General features: G+C 57.4%; 15 protein-coding genes. 9 read left to right on the top strand and 6 right to left on the bottom strand.

Annotated elements, in window-relative coordinates; all coding sequences use genetic code 11:
* Window positions 1–145: 145 nt before the first annotated feature.
* Both H6F46_RS10510 and H6F46_RS10505 read left to right on the top strand, forming a co-directional pair.
* Complete coding sequence (locus tag H6F46_RS10510; protein ID WP_099532494.1) at window positions 146–919, top strand: HpsJ family protein; 774 nt, start codon at window positions 146–148, stop codon at window positions 917–919.
* 341 nt (window positions 920–1,260) lie between these two features.
* A complete protein-coding gene (locus H6F46_RS10505) occupies window positions 1,261–2,136 on the top strand; it encodes a glycosyltransferase family 2 protein (protein WP_190355306.1) in 876 nt (291 codons plus the stop codon).
* A 115-nt stretch (window positions 2,137–2,251) separates the two neighbouring features.
* On the opposite strand, the gene H6F46_RS19580 is transcribed toward H6F46_RS10505, so the two are convergent.
* Window positions 2,252–2,377 (bottom strand): hypothetical protein, encoded by a 126-nt coding sequence (locus H6F46_RS19580; protein WP_255407529.1) that lies wholly within the window; start codon window positions 2,375–2,377, stop codon window positions 2,252–2,254.
* 82 nt (window positions 2,378–2,459) lie between these two features.
* Between H6F46_RS19580 and H6F46_RS10500 the strand changes: the two genes are divergently transcribed.
* On the top strand, window positions 2,460–4,424 hold the full coding sequence (locus H6F46_RS10500) for a DICT sensory domain-containing protein (RefSeq protein WP_242027906.1): 1,965 nt from the start codon (window positions 2,460–2,462) through the stop codon (window positions 4,422–4,424).
* A gap of 87 nt (window positions 4,425–4,511) precedes the next feature.
* Here H6F46_RS10500 and H6F46_RS10495 read toward each other — a convergent pair whose 3' ends face one another.
* Together H6F46_RS10495 and H6F46_RS10490 are read right to left on the bottom strand one after the other, a co-directional pair.
* Window positions 4,512–5,900: an LCP family protein gene (locus H6F46_RS10495; RefSeq protein ID WP_190355257.1), complete on the bottom strand. Its 1,389-nt coding sequence runs from the start codon at window positions 5,898–5,900 to the stop codon at window positions 4,512–4,514.
* 304 nt (window positions 5,901–6,204) lie between these two features.
* Window positions 6,205–7,245, bottom strand: coding sequence for a hypothetical protein (locus H6F46_RS10490; RefSeq protein WP_190355258.1), 1,041 nt, complete (start codon window positions 7,243–7,245; stop codon window positions 6,205–6,207).
* A gap of 305 nt (window positions 7,246–7,550) precedes the next feature.
* Here H6F46_RS10490 and H6F46_RS10485 point away from each other — a divergent pair, with 305 nt between their 5' ends.
* Entirely contained in the window at window positions 7,551–8,168 is a 618-nt protein-coding gene (locus tag H6F46_RS10485; protein WP_190355259.1) for a phycobiliprotein lyase, read from the top strand.
* A gap of 453 nt (window positions 8,169–8,621) precedes the next feature.
* The gene (locus H6F46_RS10480) at window positions 8,622–9,383 is read left to right on the top strand and encodes a phycobilisome rod-core linker polypeptide (RefSeq protein ID WP_190355260.1); all 762 of its coding nucleotides are present in this window, start codon (window positions 8,622–8,624) and stop codon (window positions 9,381–9,383) included.
* A 345-nt stretch (window positions 9,384–9,728) separates the two neighbouring features.
* On the opposite strand, the gene groL is transcribed toward H6F46_RS10480, so the two are convergent.
* Together groL and H6F46_RS10470 are read right to left on the bottom strand one after the other, a co-directional pair.
* Complete coding sequence (gene groL, locus H6F46_RS10475; RefSeq protein WP_099532486.1) at window positions 9,729–11,435, bottom strand: chaperonin GroEL; 1,707 nt, start codon at window positions 11,433–11,435, stop codon at window positions 9,729–9,731.
* A 240-nt stretch (window positions 11,436–11,675) separates the two neighbouring features.
* Window positions 11,676–12,284, bottom strand: coding sequence for a hypothetical protein (locus H6F46_RS10470; protein WP_190355261.1), 609 nt, complete (start codon window positions 12,282–12,284; stop codon window positions 11,676–11,678).
* 180 nt (window positions 12,285–12,464) lie between these two features.
* Here H6F46_RS10470 and pheS point away from each other — a divergent pair, with 180 nt between their 5' ends.
* The 4 genes from pheS (at window position 12,465) to folK (ending at window position 15,699) form a co-directional block, all read left to right on the top strand.
* Window positions 12,465–13,469 (top strand): phenylalanine--tRNA ligase subunit alpha, encoded by a 1,005-nt coding sequence (gene pheS / locus H6F46_RS10465; RefSeq protein WP_099534160.1) that lies wholly within the window; start codon window positions 12,465–12,467, stop codon window positions 13,467–13,469.
* Between the two features lie 56 nt (window positions 13,470–13,525).
* Window positions 13,526–14,275: a pantothenate kinase gene (locus tag H6F46_RS10460; protein ID WP_190355262.1), complete on the top strand. Its 750-nt coding sequence runs from the start codon at window positions 13,526–13,528 to the stop codon at window positions 14,273–14,275.
* Window positions 14,276–14,418: 143 nt separating this feature from the next.
* Window positions 14,419–15,192, top strand: a complete 774-nt coding sequence (locus H6F46_RS10455) for an SDR family oxidoreductase (protein ID WP_099534158.1) — start codon at window positions 14,419–14,421, stop codon at window positions 15,190–15,192.
* A gap of 96 nt (window positions 15,193–15,288) precedes the next feature.
* Window positions 15,289–15,699: a 2-amino-4-hydroxy-6-hydroxymethyldihydropteridine diphosphokinase gene (folK, locus tag H6F46_RS10450; RefSeq protein WP_190355263.1), complete on the top strand. Its 411-nt coding sequence runs from the start codon at window positions 15,289–15,291 to the stop codon at window positions 15,697–15,699.
* A 76-nt stretch (window positions 15,700–15,775) separates the two neighbouring features.
* On the opposite strand, the gene purU is transcribed toward folK, so the two are convergent.
* The gene (gene purU, locus H6F46_RS10445; RefSeq protein WP_099534156.1) at window positions 15,776–16,630 is read right to left on the bottom strand and encodes a formyltetrahydrofolate deformylase; all 855 of its coding nucleotides are present in this window, start codon (window positions 16,628–16,630) and stop codon (window positions 15,776–15,778) included.
* Window positions 16,631–16,933 lie beyond the last annotated feature (303 nt).

The raw sequence follows: 16,933 nt of genomic DNA, 5'->3' as shown, positions 1-16,933 counted from the left end.
TCGCCTTCGGTTCGACTCAACATTTCGACTCAACATTTCGATGCGAACCTCAATCTTTTGACCCTTGTTTTGGCCCTTTTTGGCCCTTCTTGACCATTCCGATCCAGACGTTCTGCGCAACCCGAGAGTTTGAGAGTTTAAGACTATGACGAAAGCTGGTAAACGCCCCTCGCCCCCCTTGGCCGCCCTGATTGCCATTGTGGTTGGAACCGTGTTGGTCATTTCCTCGCTGCTGGACTATTTAATTCTGATCTTCCCGCCGGATTTGCAAAATCCTCAATGGTTGCTCAACACCATTTCTGAAATTGTGGGTCGCGGCATTGTGCCCATGGTTGGAATTTGCTTCCTGTTTGCGGGGCTGTGGATGAATTCCCGATCGGGCTTGCCCTCCGCCAAGAAAACATCGCTGATGAATCCTCGGCTTTGGGTTTTGATTTTGTCGAGCGCCTTGGGTGTGTTGTTCCTGGTGCTATCACCGATTTACATCAACGGCGTGAACAAGGCCAGCGCCAAGGAAGTGGAAAACATCGAAGCCCAAGCCAAGGCCGCCCTGGATCAGCTAGGAGAACCGGCGGAGCAATTTCGCGATCGGCTGAAGACCCTGCTGAAAAATCCCCAAGAACTCGATCGATTGATCAAGAGCGGTCAAGTGCCGCCGCAAGTGGTGCAACAACTGGAACAGGCGCGATCGAACCCGGCCGTTTTGGATTCTCAATTCAACCAATTCAAGCAAGAACGGCAACAGGAGATTGACAAGCGGAAGACCGAGCTTGTGCAGCGCACCAAAACCGGCTCCATGAAAACCACCCTCCGCACAGGTCTCAGCAGCCTGGTTTTGGGTGTCGGTTATTTGTTCATGAGCTGGATGGGCTATACGAAACGCGGCTCCCGCGCACGTCCGGCCAGCCGAGCCAGCTAGGGCAATCTTTGGACTGGCTTAACTGACCGGCTCAACCAACTGACTCGCCTCGCCCATTGGATTCAGTTTGAATTCAGTTCAGGTTGATTTTGAATTGGAGAGAGTGGATTGGAGATTGATCGCGGTGTTCAAGTCGCGATCAATCTTCCAAAAGCGGCCAGCCTGATCATGATCCACCCCAATTGCAGACAAAGCCGACTTCGCCACGCCATAACAGGAAGCATCCTGATTGCAGTACTCGTTAGCGAATTACAGCAATTGTTGGGAAAGTCATAACGGAATTAACGGTGCATCGACTCGATCGGCCATCACCGCTCGATCGCCCACCGATTCAAATCACCATGTTTTCGATCTATATCCTCACCCACAACGAAGAAATCGATATTGCAGATTGCATCGAGTCTGCATTGCTGTCCGACGACATCATCGTCGTTGACTCCCTCAGCACCGATCGCACCGTGGAAATCGTGCAAGACTACGCCCAGCGATCGCCCGTGCGGTTGGTGCAACATGCCTTTGAAAGCCACGGCAAACAGCGCACCTGGATGCTCGATCACATTCCCACGCGCCATGACTGGGTTTACATCCTGGAAGCCGACGAACGGATGACCCCTGAACTCTTTCAGGAATGTTGCCAAACCATCCAACGGGCCCACCATGAGGCCTACTACGTGGCCGAGCGGGTGATGTTCATGGGGCAATGGATTCGCCGCAGCACCCAATATCCCCGCTACCAACTGCGACTGTTTCGGAAAGATGCCGTCCGGTTCGATGACTACGGCCACACGGAGCGGGAGGTGGTGCAAGGAACCACGGGTTTTTTAGAAGAAACCTATCCCCACTTCACTTGCAGCAAGGGTCTGAGCCGCTGGCTGGATAAGCACAACCGCTACTCCACCGATGAGGCCCAGGAAACCTTGGCCCAACTGACGCGGGGCAACGTGTCTTGGTACGACTTATTTTTCGGTAAAACGGAGGTGGCAAGGCGGCGGGCTCTCAAGAATTTGTCCCTGCGGTTGCCCTGTCGCCCCCTGGTGCGATTTGTGTATATGTATTTTGTGCTGGGGGGCTGTTTGGATGGACGCGGGGGATTTGCCTGGTGTGTGCTCCAGAGCTTTTACGAGTACCTGATTGTGCTGAAGGCTTGGGAGATGCGCTATGGCACAACCACATCCCGATCGACCCCGCGCCTAGGCAAGAAATTACGCAAAAAATAGGGTTAGTCAACGGCTCTCAGCGGCCAGCCTGTGAGCAGCCGGCCTGTAAACAGCCGATCGCCCAGTAGCAGACTCGGGGTCGATCGCCTGGATCAGCACCAAACTGATGCCGGATTCAATTCCCGGCAAATTCCCAAAAATCACGAATCCGGCGCTCGGGCAATGGCAGAATGGTGAAACGGCGGTTGCGGCCCCCTTGCCCCTGCCCAAGTCCTAAAGCAATGTCTGAAACGGATCGCATGGAAGGCGCTCCTCCTGTGGGTTCTTCAATCAATCGTGCCCGCCGTTCCAGATCCTCGAAGCGGGCGGGTGGGCCTCAGCGGTTGGCTGGGGTCAAAACCGCGTCAATTCTGGATCTGCTGTTGGGCCAATTGCCGCAACTGCGCACCCAAAGCTATTTCAAAGCGTCCCTGACAGCCCTTTCCCACGCGATCGAGGATTTGGTGTTGGCGGGGCCGGGCGATCGCCCCTTAGTGATTGCCAGCTTTCAGCGAGAACGGTTCTATCGTCAGGAAGCCCGCCGCTACCATCGGATTGCGCACCAGAGCGATCGGGTCTATGTGCTCTCGGCCCCGGAGGCGGAGTTTCGCAGTGCTTCGGGGGAATACGAAACGGTGGCCTTTGAACCCACCGATGCGTTGGCCAACGAGTGGCACTTGGTGGTGTTGGGCGATCGGTACGCGGCTTGTTTGATCTGTGCGGAGCGCCAGGGCGGTGAGTCCCAGGCCGATCGGGCCGGCAGCTTTGGGGCAGATGATCGGGTGCGGCGGTTTGAGGGGGTCTGGACGTTCGATCGACAGGCCACCCAAGTAGCCGCCAGCCTCTTGTTGGAGCGAATTCGCACCTATCGCCCCGAGTTGGGTGACAAGATCGATCGCACCCTGGCCGAGTTTTCCGAAGGTGGCGGCCCCACCCTGCCCGAAATTGACCCGGAACCCTTTGCCCACCGGCTCGTTACCTATCTGCAAGCGGGGCAATACAAGCTTCTGAAAGCCTATCGCTCCATTTCCACCCAAGAGCGCAAGGAGCGGTTGATTAACCTGATCACCTCAGCCATCCGCCAATCTTTGGATCCTTCAGAGGTGATGGGGGTGGCCGTGCGCCAGTTGGGCCAAGCTCTCCGCTCCTGTCGCTGCATTGCTTACCGCTGCAAGGACGGAGATGCTACGGCCACGGTGCAGTATGAAATGTTGGGAGCCACTGTGCCCTCCCTGTTGGGACAATCCTGGCCGCTGATCAGTCAGGACTGTTTTCAATCGGCCCTTCAGAACCATGGCGGAGTTTGCGTTCTGGATCTGAATGAGGAACCCCAACCGGGCTTGGTGCAGGCGATCGCGGAACAGTATGCGATCGCCTCCTGGTCGATCGTGCCCGTGTGCTATCGGGACAAACTGTTGGGGGCGATCGAACTGCATCACTGCGGGAGTTTGCCGCGCCTTTGGTCTGCCGATGAAACGGGGTTGATGGATGCGGTTGCCACTCAGTTGGGTGCGGCCCTGATGCAGGCCCAAACCTACGCCGATCTCGAAGATCTCAATCAGCAACTGGAAGCGCTCGATCGCACCCGTAGCAACCTGATTGCGATCACCGGCCACGAACTGCGCACGCCCCTTTCCACGATCCAGGTTTGCCTTGAAAGCTTGGCCTCGGAACCGGATATGCCCCTGGAATTGCGCCAAGTGATGTTGGATACGGCCTTGGGCGATGCGGAGCGAATGCGCGTGCTGGTGCAGGATTTTCTCACCTTGTCTCATCTGGAGAGCGGGCGCGTTAATTGGAACCTGGAAGCCTTGCCGCTCACGGAATGTGTGGAACTGGCCCTCAGCAGTGTTCGGGCCCGCGTGCCCCGCGATCGACTGCCCCGCATTGCCTCGCAAGTGTCTGAAGCGTTGCCCCCCGTGCGGGCCGATGGGGAATGGTTGGTGGAAGTGCTGTCCAAGCTGCTGGACAATGCCTGTAAGTTCACCCAGCCCGAAGGAGCCGTGACCATTGAAGCGGGCCCCACCCTGGACGGGGCGATCGAGGTGGTGATCACGGACACGGGGCGCGGCATTGAACCGAACCGCCTGGAAACCGTGTTCGATCGGTTCTATCAAGAAGAAGGCTCCCTCCGGCGCACCGTGGGCGGAACTGGCCTGGGTTTGGCGATCTGTCGGCAAATTATCCTCGGTCTGGGCGGGCAAATTTGGGCCGAGTCAGACGGCAAAGATCGCGGCAGCCAATTCCACTTCACAATCCCAGTTTTTGAGGGCGATCGACCCAGTTCTCTCAGCGACTTGATCGGTTAAACCTTCGGACTCTTAAATTCTTATAAAATCTAGAGCTTAAGCAATATCACTTTAGGTGATCAAAATTTTGAGCCATTTCATCCAACCTTAGGGCGCGGCATCACTGCCCAGGCGCACCGTAATATCGGAACCTAAATCACCCGTCGCCGATCGATCCAAGGAACCGTAGCCTAGCCGCCGTTGCACCAACTCAGCCAGATCCAAATCGCCGCCCTGGACAATGATTTGGGTGTCCCGTTGCACTTGGGGCCAAGCATCGATCGCTCGCACTTGCTGGAACCCCGCCCGCCGCAATTGGGCGATCGCGGCCGCCGATCGGGCTGGATCGCCGCTGGCATTTTGCACGGAAATGCGGCTGAAGGTTTGACCATATTGATCGCGGGCGCTGGCGCTGAGGAGTTTGGTGCGCCGACCAATGCCGGGTCGATCGGGCGGAAAGTAGCTTTCCAAGAGGCGGGCAACGGCCTTGGGATCGGGGTTCCAAAAGTTGCTGGCATCCATCTGACCCGGCAACAGCAACAGACGCACCTGCTCCGGCTCCTGCTGAATCAACAGGTGAACGAGGGCCAGCACCTCCGGGCGCGCCAGATCCGTGCGCAGGTACTTGTGAACCCGTTGGGCAATTTGGGGCAATTGGGGCAACACACTGGGGCTGAGGGCCCGATCGCGCAGGGCCCGTAACAGCAATTGCAACCGCTGCACCCGATCGAGTTCGCCCCAAGCACTATCCACTCGGTAGCGGGCGAATTGTTCCGCAGCACTGCCATCCAAGCTTTGCCAACCGCTATCCAGTTGAATTTTGAGCTGTCCCGCCCGATCGCGGTAGCGCATCGCCTGGGGCACAGACAGTTCCACCCCACCCAGCAGATCGACCAATTCTCGCAAGCCTTCGGGGTTCAACCGCACAGTGCGATCGATCCGCAACCCGCCCAGGGTGTTGCTCACGGACTGCTGCACCAGGGCCGTACCGCCGATGCTGTCCGCTTCGTGCAATGCGCCCACGGATCCGCTGGGAAACACCACCCGCGTATCCCGAGGCAACGACATCACCGTCACAGTGTCATCGGTGGGATCAAATCGGGCCAGCCAAATGGCATCCGCATGACCATTCAAGGCTTCCGGCGCGCCCAGGGGAATTCCGGGCGAAGGCTCCACCCCCAAAACCAAAATGGTGAGCGGTTGCAGGAGGCGATATTGCAACCCGCTGTGCCACAGGTGCTCTAGGGTTTCGTGGCGCATGAGGGGCATCACGGCCGGATCCAGGGGCATGAACAGGGCGGCGGCGGCTCCCAAGGTGGCTGAAATCGTGCCGATCGCCACGCCGGCCATGCCCCAAAACAGCAAGCGGGCCAACCAGCCCGATCGCGGTTGTTGCCAATCGGCAGCCATCCACCGCCCCAACCGATCGGGATAGGGAGTGGCGGGCGGCTGAGCCGGTTGATCCGTGGGGGAGGAAAAGGGAGAAAACTGACTCAACGCTGACCTTGGACCCTAATTACGAATTGAAATTTACGAAATGGGATTTGGGATTTGAGATTTAGGATTTGGAATTTGGGACTAGGGCGTGTCGTCAAATCGTCTGAAACCTTGATTCCGCCGTTGGCAGATCGTGGGGGACAAGGGGCTTAAGCCCCTTGTTACAACGACTGGGACATGAACTGGGACATGGATAATCAATCGTTGCCACCTGATCCCAGGAAATGACGACAGTCCCTAATAAGAAAATGTGATTTCTGGTTCTTTTTCCTGCTCTTTGGATGAGTTTTCTAGCCGATCGCGCTCACGTCTTGGGCGACAAGCGCATTGTAAGCCGTAAATAGATGGCGATCGGCTGACCTGTGGCAGTGAGGGCCGGCAAAAATCGCAGTTGGGCAGCGCGGGCTTCGAGGGCCTGTTGGGTTGTCGAACTTAAGCCCGGGGTCAGCAATCCCGCAAAGCCAACGGAGCCATCGGCCATTACGGCTAACCGTAAATCCACCGCTCGATCGGCCCAATTGGCTAACTCTGGATAGTCTCGCAAGTTCAAACTCGGCGGCGCGGATTGCAACTGGGGCAGGCGACTCAGGTCGGCCGCTTGGACGATCGGGCTGCCATCTCCCGGTGTGGTTAGTTCTAACCCAACAATCGCCAGGCCGAATGCTTGGTTTCCCCCCTGGCCTGGATTGGGGTTGGTGCTTGGGCCGCCAGAATTCCCGGCATTGGGAGCGGGCGGGCTATTCGAACTTGGCCCCGTGCCATTGGGAGCAGGATTCGGGGCGATCGGGCGATTTGGGGGCGCATTTTGCCAACCGGGAGCGGCATAGTCCGGGGGCATGTTCGGATCGATCGGGTCGGGGTTGAAGGGCCGATCGGGAATCGGGGCCCCACCAGTCGGCTCGCCGGGCCAGCGGGGTTGGCTGGCGGCCCCCGAGCCTTGCAGTTGACCCGGATCCACTTGCCGCAAGGGAGCCAACGGCCGCAACGGTTGCCCCGCAGTGGGATTTACCGGAGAAGCACCGGAAGCAGCCGGATTAGCCGCCACAGCACTCGCGGGATTAGCGGGAACGGGGTTGGCGGGATTATTGGGAGCGATCGGCCCCGTTGAAGTTGCCGAGCCACCGGCCGCTGGCAAGGTCACCCGCACCACCGGCAAGGGCCCCGCCGTCGGCCCCGCTTGGGCCCCCGATCGCCCCACACTCCAGAGGGCTAACCCGTGAAGGGCGATCGCCCCCAAAGCCGCTCCCCACCAAAACCGGCGCGATCGGGTTGCCGGTTGGTAGTGAATGGGCAAGCCTTCCGGAGCAACGGCATGGGTCGATCGAGCAACGGGGCGATCGGGCATGGTCTTTCACCAACTGTCCAACTTGATTCCAAATTCGTCCGTTGATTCAGAAAACCATTCGGACAATCATCCCGAGATTCAGCCCAAGATTTCCGGCAAAATCCAAAGTGGGGTTTCCTGCTGGTCGCCACCTGTTTCAAAATTAACGATTAATCAAACCATTCATCAGCCCATTCGCTAGCCGATTCATTTACCCGAAATTCTGCCACCGCGCTTTCGCGTCTTCAAGAATCCCACTTTGGCCCGCTGCCCAAGCGACTTCAAACCGGTCTCAACCTGTTAATTAACCTTTGCCAACCAATCCTATGACCGCCACCAGCACCGCACCTCAGCTCACCAGCGCCCTCGACTATTTCCGCCAAAGCGCCGGCCAATGGCAATCCCAGCGGGTCACCCACCACCTGGCCTTTCGGCGGGCCGAAGTGGGCGAATCGGAAATTCAGGTGGAAATGCTAGAGGTCACCGATCCGCGTTTGGCCGAAATTTGCCAGATGTATGACATTGACCCTGCCGCCGCGGCCGGTGGGGCCCTGGTGACCTGGAAAAGCTTGATGGCCTGGGATGCTTCCGAAGAAGACAACCACGAGGGACAAACGGTGATGGTGATTGTGCCGGATGCCACGGACGATCGCCGGGGCAAGCTACTGCGGGAACGGGGCTATGCGGAAACGGCTCCCGTGGCCGGTGAATATCACCTGGACGAGGAAGGGGGCATGGTTTTAACCACGGAATACGAAACCATGAGTTCCGTGGAGCGTTTTTGGTTTCCCAATCCGGATTTACGGATGCGCACCAGTGTGCTGAAGCGGTTTGGCGGCTTCAATACGGCCACGTTTTGCACGGAAGTGCGGGTGGGTTGTGATCAATCGGCGGTGGCGGCCGGGGGCGATCGGGAGCAGGCAATCTCGGCCCTGGGTTGGTAATGCCTGAGTGGGTCACGATCGGGTTAGCCAATCCCGGGTTGGCCATTGAGGGGCGATCGCCCGCCAAATTCCTCAGAATCCGACTTGGTTCGTGAAGAACCACCAGCGACGCGAAACGCTTTGGTACAATTTGCGATAGCTAGCAATGCTTTTAAACAGTGGAGTGCTTCGGCGCTTCTGCTGACCGGGCGATCAACGCCTGGCCCCATCCGGCCAACACAGGCGCGATCGCACCATTCCCACAGCGAACCATGCGCGGCTCCCCGTGCATGTCAAGCTTTATTAAGCGTTTTTCAGGAACCGTGCTTGCCCTCGCGGCAATCTCGTAACCTGAAAAATGGCAAATTTGGCAGCGTCACCTTGTTGGTTCCTGCCAGCCGATGTGCCTTTAACAAGCGCACGTTAACAAAGCCCGTGACTTTTTGAGACTACCGAGACTACGGAGATTCTGACGTGGCTATTCCTGTATTGAGCTTCTCCCCTTCTTCGCAAAACCAACGTGTGGCTGGTTACGAAGTGGGCAGTGAAGAGCAACCGAAAATTTACGCAATCGAAAACGTCTTCTCTGGCGGTGACATGGACGAGCTGATCTGGGCGGCCTATCGCCAGGTCTTCAGCGAGCACCAAAACATCGCTAACAACCGCCAAACCTTCCTGGAATCGCAACTCCGCTACGGTCAAATCACCGTTAAGGATTTCATCCGGGGCTTGGCCACGTCGGATAGCTTCCGCCGCCTGAACCTGGACACCAACAGCAACTATCGCTTCGTGGAAATCTGCGTCCAGCGGATTTTGGGCCGCGACGTGTACAGCGAGCGGGAAAAGATTGCTTGGTCGATCCTGCTGCCCACCAAGGGCCTGCAAGGTTTCATCGATGCACTGGTGGATAGCGAAGAATACGCCGCTAACTTTGGCGACAACACGGTTCCTTACCAGCTTCGTCGTGTGCTGCCCCAGCGCACCGAAGGCGAAACCCCCTTCAACCTGAAGACTCCTCGCTACGAGGCTTACCACCGCAGCCAACTGGGCTTCCCGCAAGTGGTGTGGCAAAACTCGGTGCGTCGCTTCACTCCCCAAGAGAAGAAGGTTGGCGCTGGCAGCCCCGCTGGGTTCCTCGGCATGGCTCGTTCGGTGACTCCCTCGCTGCCGGTGGTGCCCCGCACGCCGTTGGCCAACATCAACATCGCTACCGCTGTGCCCTATCGCAAGCGCTAATCGCAAGTGCTAGGTGGGGCGATCGGGCGATGACTGCCAGGGTCTTGGGGCCCCTAGTCATTGCTCGGTTCCTGGGTGTTGCAGGACGAAGCTCAACAACTCACCACAATGCAACAGAGGGCCGGGATAATTCCCGGCCCTCTGTTTTTGCGTTTGCCTCAACGTCTCAACAATCGAGACTCAGTAACTACAACTCAATTGCTGATGCGATTGCCAATGCGATCGCTGATTCAGTGTTTGAGCTGGGGCGCTGGCGAGCTTTTGAATGATGGGAATTGCGATTGGGCCCATGAAGATGGGCCCAATCACAGCTAGGGAAACTGGAACGGGTGATCGAGCCAGGAATTACATCCCGAAACCGCCCATACCCATACCGCCCATACCCATGCCACCCATACCCATACCGCCCATGCCACCCATGCCGCCCATACCGCCCATGGGATCACCACCAGCGGGAGCAGCGGGTTTCGGTTCGGGTTTGTCAACCACGATCGCCTCGGTGGTCAGCACCAAACCGGCGATCGAGGCGGCATTTTGCAGGGCCGTCCGCAACACCTTAGCCGGGTCAATGATCCCCGCCGCTTGGGTGTCTTCGTAGGCTCCGGTCAGCGCGTTGAAGCCGATGTGATCGCCCTGGTTACGCACCTTTTCAACCACCACAGCGCCTTCGTAACCGGCGTTTTCGGCAATTTGGCTGAGGGGCGTGGTCAAGGCTTGGGCCACAATACCGGCCCCGATCGCCTCTTCCGCGTTTAGGGTGGCCTTGAAGCTTTCGGCCAGCTTGGCCAGGCGCATCAGGGTTGCCCCACCACCGGCCACCACCCCTTCCGCGATCGCGGCTTTGGTGGCGTTCACGGCATCTTCAATGCGCAGCTTCCGTTCCTTCAGTTCGGTTTCGGTGGCCGCGCCCACTTTAATCACAGCCACACCGCCCACCAAGCGGGCGATCCGCTCTTGCAGCTTTTCGGTGTCGTAGTCGCTGTCGGTGGCGGCCAGTTCGTCCTTGAGCTGTTGCACGCGCGCGGCAATGGCGGCTTGATCTGCCCGATCGCCCGCCACGATCGTGGTCGAGTCCTTGGTGATCGTCACCTTTTGGGCATATCCCAAAACGCTGGTATCACAGGATTCGAGCTTCGTGCCCGTCTCTTCGCTCACCACCTGGCCATCGACCACGAGGGCGATATCTTCAAGCATGAACTTGCGGCGCTCGCCAAAGCCCGGAGCTTTCACAGCGGCCACGTTCAGCACGCCCCGCAGTTTGTTGATCACCAAGGTGGAAAGTGCGTCGCCTTCAATATCTTGGGCAATGATCAACAGCGATTTGCCATCGCGCACCACTCCTTCCAGAATGCTCACAATTTCCGCGAGGCTATTGATTTTGCCGTCTGTCAGCAGCACAGCCACGTTGTGCAACTCCGTGATCATCCGCTCGGAATCGGTCACGAAGTAGGGCGAGGTGTAGCCGCGATCGAACTGCATCCCTTCCACCACATCCACTTCGGTGGTCAAGGATTTCGACTCTTCCACGGTGATCACGCCGTTTTGGGTGACCCGATCGAAAGCGTTAGCAATCGTGCTGCCGATTTCTGGGTCGCTACCGGCGGCCACGGCGGCAATTTGGGCGATCGCCTCGTTGCTGCTGATCGGTTGCGCCAGCTCGTTAATTTCCGCCACCAACCGGGCAACGGTTTTGTCAATCCCGCGCCGCAGGGCCACGGGGTTGGTACCGGCGGTCACATTTTTCATGCCCTCACGCACCAGGGCTTGGGCCAACACGGTGGCCGTCGTGGTTCCGTCACCAGCAATATCTTTGGTTTTGGTGGCCACTTCGCGCACCAGGCGAGCACCCGTATTCTCCAGGGGGCTTTCCAGTTCAATTTCTTTCGCGATCGTGATGCCGTCATTCACGATGCTGGGAATGCCAAATTTCTTTTCCAGCAAAACGTTTCGGCCTTTAGGGCCCAGCGTGACGCGCACGGCATCGGCCAAGGCGTTAACACCGTTTTCGAGGGCGCGGCGCGATTCGTCGCTGAAGGAGACGATCTTAACCATAGGGGTGTGGGGTCGCTATCCGTGATTTACCAATGGTTCACCCCAAGACTGTATGCAAATTTGGCACTCTCGGAAAGGGAGTGCTAACCGAACCTATGGCTTGCCATTAGTTGCCCAGCTTTCCCGATCGCTCGCTCGATCGCGTGGCGTTTGCAGGATTATTCGCAGGGTTAAAGCGGCCATTAGTCCTTCAGTCCCTCCCTCAAGTCCCATCTCTCAACTTGTTTGCCCGATCGCGCCTTAAATTTCCTCAAAGCGAATGTTGGTGTTCATGGTGTCAGGAGACAGCATCGTTCCTTGCAACACCAACACCACCGAGGGGCTGCCGCTGCCTTGAACCGTCACTTGGTCGCCCACTTCCAGGGTGTTGCGCGGGGCGGTGCTGCTGGGTTTGAGGCCCAAGCTGGCCGGCGGGTCAAAAACAATGCTGAACCCCCATGGCCCGATCGTGGTGTTGGTGGTGCGTTCGGTGTAGCCCAAGCGGCCGAGCGCTTGGCGATAGAACTGGATGGCGGCTTCTGCGTTGGATTTGCTCTGGAAGTTCAGGCTTTGCTGACCGTAGGCATTGGCCGCAAAGATGGCGGGCCGGTTGGCGGGGGCGGTGGTCGGTTGGGGCAACCCGCGCAGAATATTGAGGACGTTGGGGGCGCTGGGCTGGCTAGGGCGGGTTTGGGCGATCGCCCGGGGGGCTGATAAATTCAAAATCCCGATCGCCCCGCCTAGCATTCCACCGGTCACCAGCAAACCCAACAGCCCGATCACCAGGGGATTCGCCAGGGAATTCGGGGTTTGGCGCTGGCTTGTCTGGCCCAGATAGCTGGTCTCAACCGTTTGAGGTTCGCTCATCATTGAAATTAACCAAATCCTAAGGCCAGGATCTTAGGCCAGAAAACAAGCGGGCGATCGCCCGATGCTCTATCCTTTGATGGGACGGGTGATGATTTCAGCCGATCGCTTTGCGATTTTTTGGCGCATTCGGCGAATTCATCAAGCCCAACTCCATGCCGCCTTTCTCAATTGTTTTCAGCCATGACTGCCACCCAGGTCAGCGACCTCGAAGCCCAACTGAGCCAACTGCAAGCCGAAGCCCAAAGCGCGATCGGCCAAGCCCCTGACCTCGACGCGATCGAGCAGTTGCGCGTTGCCTTCCTGGGCAAAAAAGGCAAAATCTCCGCAGTGCTGGGGGGCATGGGCAAGCTGCCCGCCGAAGATCGGCCGCGGATTGGAGCCAAGGCCAACGAAGTGAAAGACGCGGTGCAAGACCTGCTCGATCGGCGACGGGCAGATCTGCAAGCGGCGGCCATTCGGGCCCGGCTGGATGCGGAAACCTTAGATGTGACCGCGCCGGGAACCTATCGCCCCTTAGGCCGCAAGCATCCCCTCGCCAGCACGATCGACCGGGTAGTCGATATCTGCGTTGGCTTGGGCTACACGGTGGCCGATGGCCCCGAAATGGAAACGGACTATTACAACTTCGAGGCCCTGAACACCCCCGCCGACCACCCGGCCCGCGACATGGCCGACACCTTCTATTTGCCCGATGGAAACCTGCTGCGCACCCACACTTCCGCCGTGCAGCTTCGTTACATGGAAGAGCGCGAACCGCCCATCCGCGTTGTGGCTCCCGGCCGGGTCTATCGACGCGACACGGTGGATGCAACCCATGCGGCCGTGTTCCACCAAATTGAGCTGCTGGCGATCGATGAGGGCCTGACCTTCACGGACATGAAAGGCACGATCGAAACCCTCCTGGGCGAAATTTTCGGGGAAGTGGAAGTGCGGTTCCGCGCCAGCTACTTCCCCTTCACGGAACCCTCGGCGGAGGTGGATGTGAAGTGGAAAGGGCGCTGGCTAGAGGTGCTGGGTTGCGGCATGGTGGATCCCAACGTGATGAAATCCGCTGGGCTGGATCCGGAGGTCTATTCAGGCTTTGCGGCGGGCTTTGGGGTGGAGCGATTCGCCATGGTTCTGCACCAAATCGACGATATTCGCCGGGTTTATGCCAGCGATCTCCGGTTTTTGCGCCAGTTCTAAGCAAGTCTCATCCCATCAGGTTTAATTCCCATCAGGTTTAATTAATTGTGCTCCCGATGGCGACGAGCAACGATGGGGCCGATCGCTGGCGATCGCTGATGGTGGGGAATTCGCGCTGGCATTGGGGCGATTGGACGGGCGATCGGCTCGATCGCACCTGGGATGATGCACAGCCGCCCCCGGATCATTTGGCCCTAGAGCGACCCGTTTGGGCCGCCTCAGTGGTTCCGGGGGCACTCGATCGATGGAGCGATCGGGCTGACTGGCACATGATCACGTTGGCCGATCTCCCGATCGGGGGGCTGTATTCCACCTTGGGGATCGATCGCGCCTTGGCTGTGCTGGGCGCGGGTCAGCGCTACGGCTTCCCGGCCCTGGTGATTGATGGCGGCACGGCCCTGACCGTGACGGCTGTGGATCCAAACCGACAACTAATCGGCGGGGCAATCGCGCCGGGGTTGGGGTTGCAATTGCGCAGCCTCACGGAAAAAACTGCCGCCCTGCCGGCCGTGCTGCCACCCACCCAACTCCCAACCCTCTGGGCCCAGGACTCGATCGGGGCGATCGCCAGTGGGGTGGTCTGGGGCGTGGCCGTCCTGGCGCAAACTTGGTTGCAAACCTGGCGATCGCGCTATCCCCACGGCACGGCGGTGATTACCGGCGGCGATGGCCCCGCGATCGCGCAATATCTCCGGGCAATTGACCCAACCCTCACGGTTGACTTACGCCAGGATCCTTCCATCATCTTTGCAGGCATTCAAGCCGTTCGTTCTCGGAACAAACCAGAATTTTTCCAAAGCCCTTAAGCGCTCATCCGCGACAGACCAACCACAGATGAGCCAGAACGTAACAGAATATTAATAATCAGTTTAAACTGCTTAATTGCGTTGTTTTGAACTCGTTGGGTCGCGATTGCCCAGGACATTCTGATACTTTATTTCCCCCAATCATGACCCAAACTCAAGGTACGGCACTGGTTACGGGTTCCGCCATTCGGCTTGGCAAGGCGATCGCCCTCGGTTTGGCCAAAGCAGGTTACAACATTGCCCTGCACTATGGTTCCTCCCACGATGCAGCCCAGGAAACGGCGGCGGAATTTCGCGCTTTGGGAGTGGAATGCGAGCTGTTTCCCTTTGACTTGCTCCATGAACCGGACATGCAGCCTTTGATCGATCGCGTGCGATCGCGCTTTGGCGATTTAAACCTGTTGGTTAACAGTGCTTCCGTGTATGACGCAGCCCCGATCGCAGAGACAACGCCTGACCTGTTTGCCAAGCAATTTAAGGTGAATTTTGAAGCCCCCTACTTCCTCACCCAAGCCTTTGCCAAAAACGGCGGAACCGGCTGTGTGATTAACATCATCGACAACAAGGTGGCTTTCAACCAATATCAATATTCAGCCTATTTGCTCTCCAAAAAAGCCTTGGCAGAATTTACAAAATTGGCAGCGATCGAACTGGCTCCCCAAGTGCGGGTTAATGGCATTGCTCCGGGTGTCATTTTGCCCGCCGGGAGCCGCACCAGTGACTATATTCAGTGGCGAGTTCAGGGCATTCCCGTGAAGCAACAAGGCTCTACGGAAAACATTTCCCAAGCGGTGAACTATATCCTGAATAATCCTTTTGTGAATGGGCAAATTTTGTTTGTGGATGGGGGAGAATCCCTAACCAATGTGGGGCAAAATGCCGTGACCTACGAGCAGACCACCCAAATTAAGCAATAAACACAAGGGCGATCCCAACCGGTGATCGCCCTTTTTTCCAGCGATCGCCTGTTCCCGTTTAACCAACGTTTGATTCCGCTTCTGAGGCTAAATTCCATGTATCAAGCAATTTTGTCCGTTGGTTCCAACATTGAACCCCAGCACCATTGCCAGCAAGCGGAGCAAATTTTAGCCCAGGAACATCAACTGGTTGATAAATCCGCTTACATTGTGACCGCTCCCGTTGGCTATCAAAATCAGGATGATTTCTTGAATGGGGCCTATTGGGTATCCACCCACTTAAGCTATTTGGAATTTAATCAATATTTGAAGGATTTGGAAAAGCGCCTAGGGCGTGTCAAGGGGCCAATTAAGTCTGGCCCCCGGACGATCGACCTAGATATCATCATTTGGGATGGGCAAGTGGTGCATGATGATTTCTACAGCAAGGATTACACCAAGATTCCGGTGCAAGAGCTGCTCGATCGCCACGGAATTCAATTGGCGGCATCCCAGGCGATCGGCTAAATCTTCGGTGAATTTCCTGACCCGATCGCATAACCCATTCCGCTACCCATTTTCGGTGAATCCCCGGTTCAAAAACCTACTCAAACACCACCGTTCGGTTGCCATACACCAACACCCGGTTTTGTAAGTGCAACCGCACCGCTCTGGCCAAAACCACTCGTTCTAGATCTTTCCCTTTGCGAACCAAATCCTCAACGGTGTCGCGGTGGCTGACTCGGGAAACATCCTGTTCAATAATCGGCCCTTCGTCCAAATCTTGGGTGACGTAGTGGGCCGTTGCGCCAATCACTTTCACACCCCGATCGTGTGCCCGTTGGTAGGGATTGGCTCCGGGAAATGCCGGCAAAAAGGAATGGTGAATGTTAATCGCATTCGGAAAAGCCGCCACAAATCCCGGGGTGAGAATTTGCATATATTTCGCCAGCACCACCAAATCAATTTGATATTCCCGCAGTAGCTCCAATTGTTTAGCTTCGGCTTCGGCCTTGGTATCTTTGCTGATGGGCACGTGGTGATAGTCGATACCAAATTGTTGGGCGATCGGGGCCAAGTCCGGGTGATTGCTAATAATGAGAACAATTTTGGCGGGGATTTCACCGGCTTTGTTCCGCCACAGCAAATCCAGCAGGCAATGATCTTGACGGCTAACCCAAATAGCCATCCGGGGTACTTCGTCAGAGAAGTGAAGCTGCCAAGTTGCGCCGAGGGGTTTGGCGATCGCCCCAAAGGCTGGATCAATTAAATCGCGGGGCAAATTAAACCCATCTAGTTGCCATTCCACCCGACTCAAAAAGAGATTGGCTGTCGGGTCTTGGTGTTGGTCGGCGTGCAAAATATTACCACCGTTGGCATCAATAAAACTGGCAATTTTGGCGACTAAACCCCGTTGATCTGGACAGTTAATGAGCAGTGTTGCAGTGGCTAAAGACATGTTTGCAAAGGTGGGAGGCGCGATCGAACCTTTGAATTTTAAGCGAAACCCTGACGAACACAGGGCCGTAGATTCCGTAGGGGCGTACCGCTGTACGCCCTCCGCTGTACGCCCTCCGCTGTACGCTCTCCGCCAGGATCAATCGCTTGATCTCCTTTGGGTATTGGGGGATCTGGCGTACCGGAGGGCGCATGGCGATGCGCCCCTACGGTGAGGCTGCGGGCGATCGGGGTTGATCGCCTGATCTCGGTTGGGTATTCGAGATTTGGTGGGTATCCGAGATCTGGCGTACCGGAGGGCGCA

The sequence above is a fragment of the Limnothrix sp. FACHB-1083 genome, assembly GCF_014696485.1.
Classification (GTDB): domain Bacteria; phylum Cyanobacteriota; class Cyanobacteriia; order CACIAM-69d; family CACIAM-69d; genus CACIAM-69d.
Note: the sequence above shows the minus strand (reverse complement) of the source record. Positions and strands in the feature narration are given on the sequence as shown.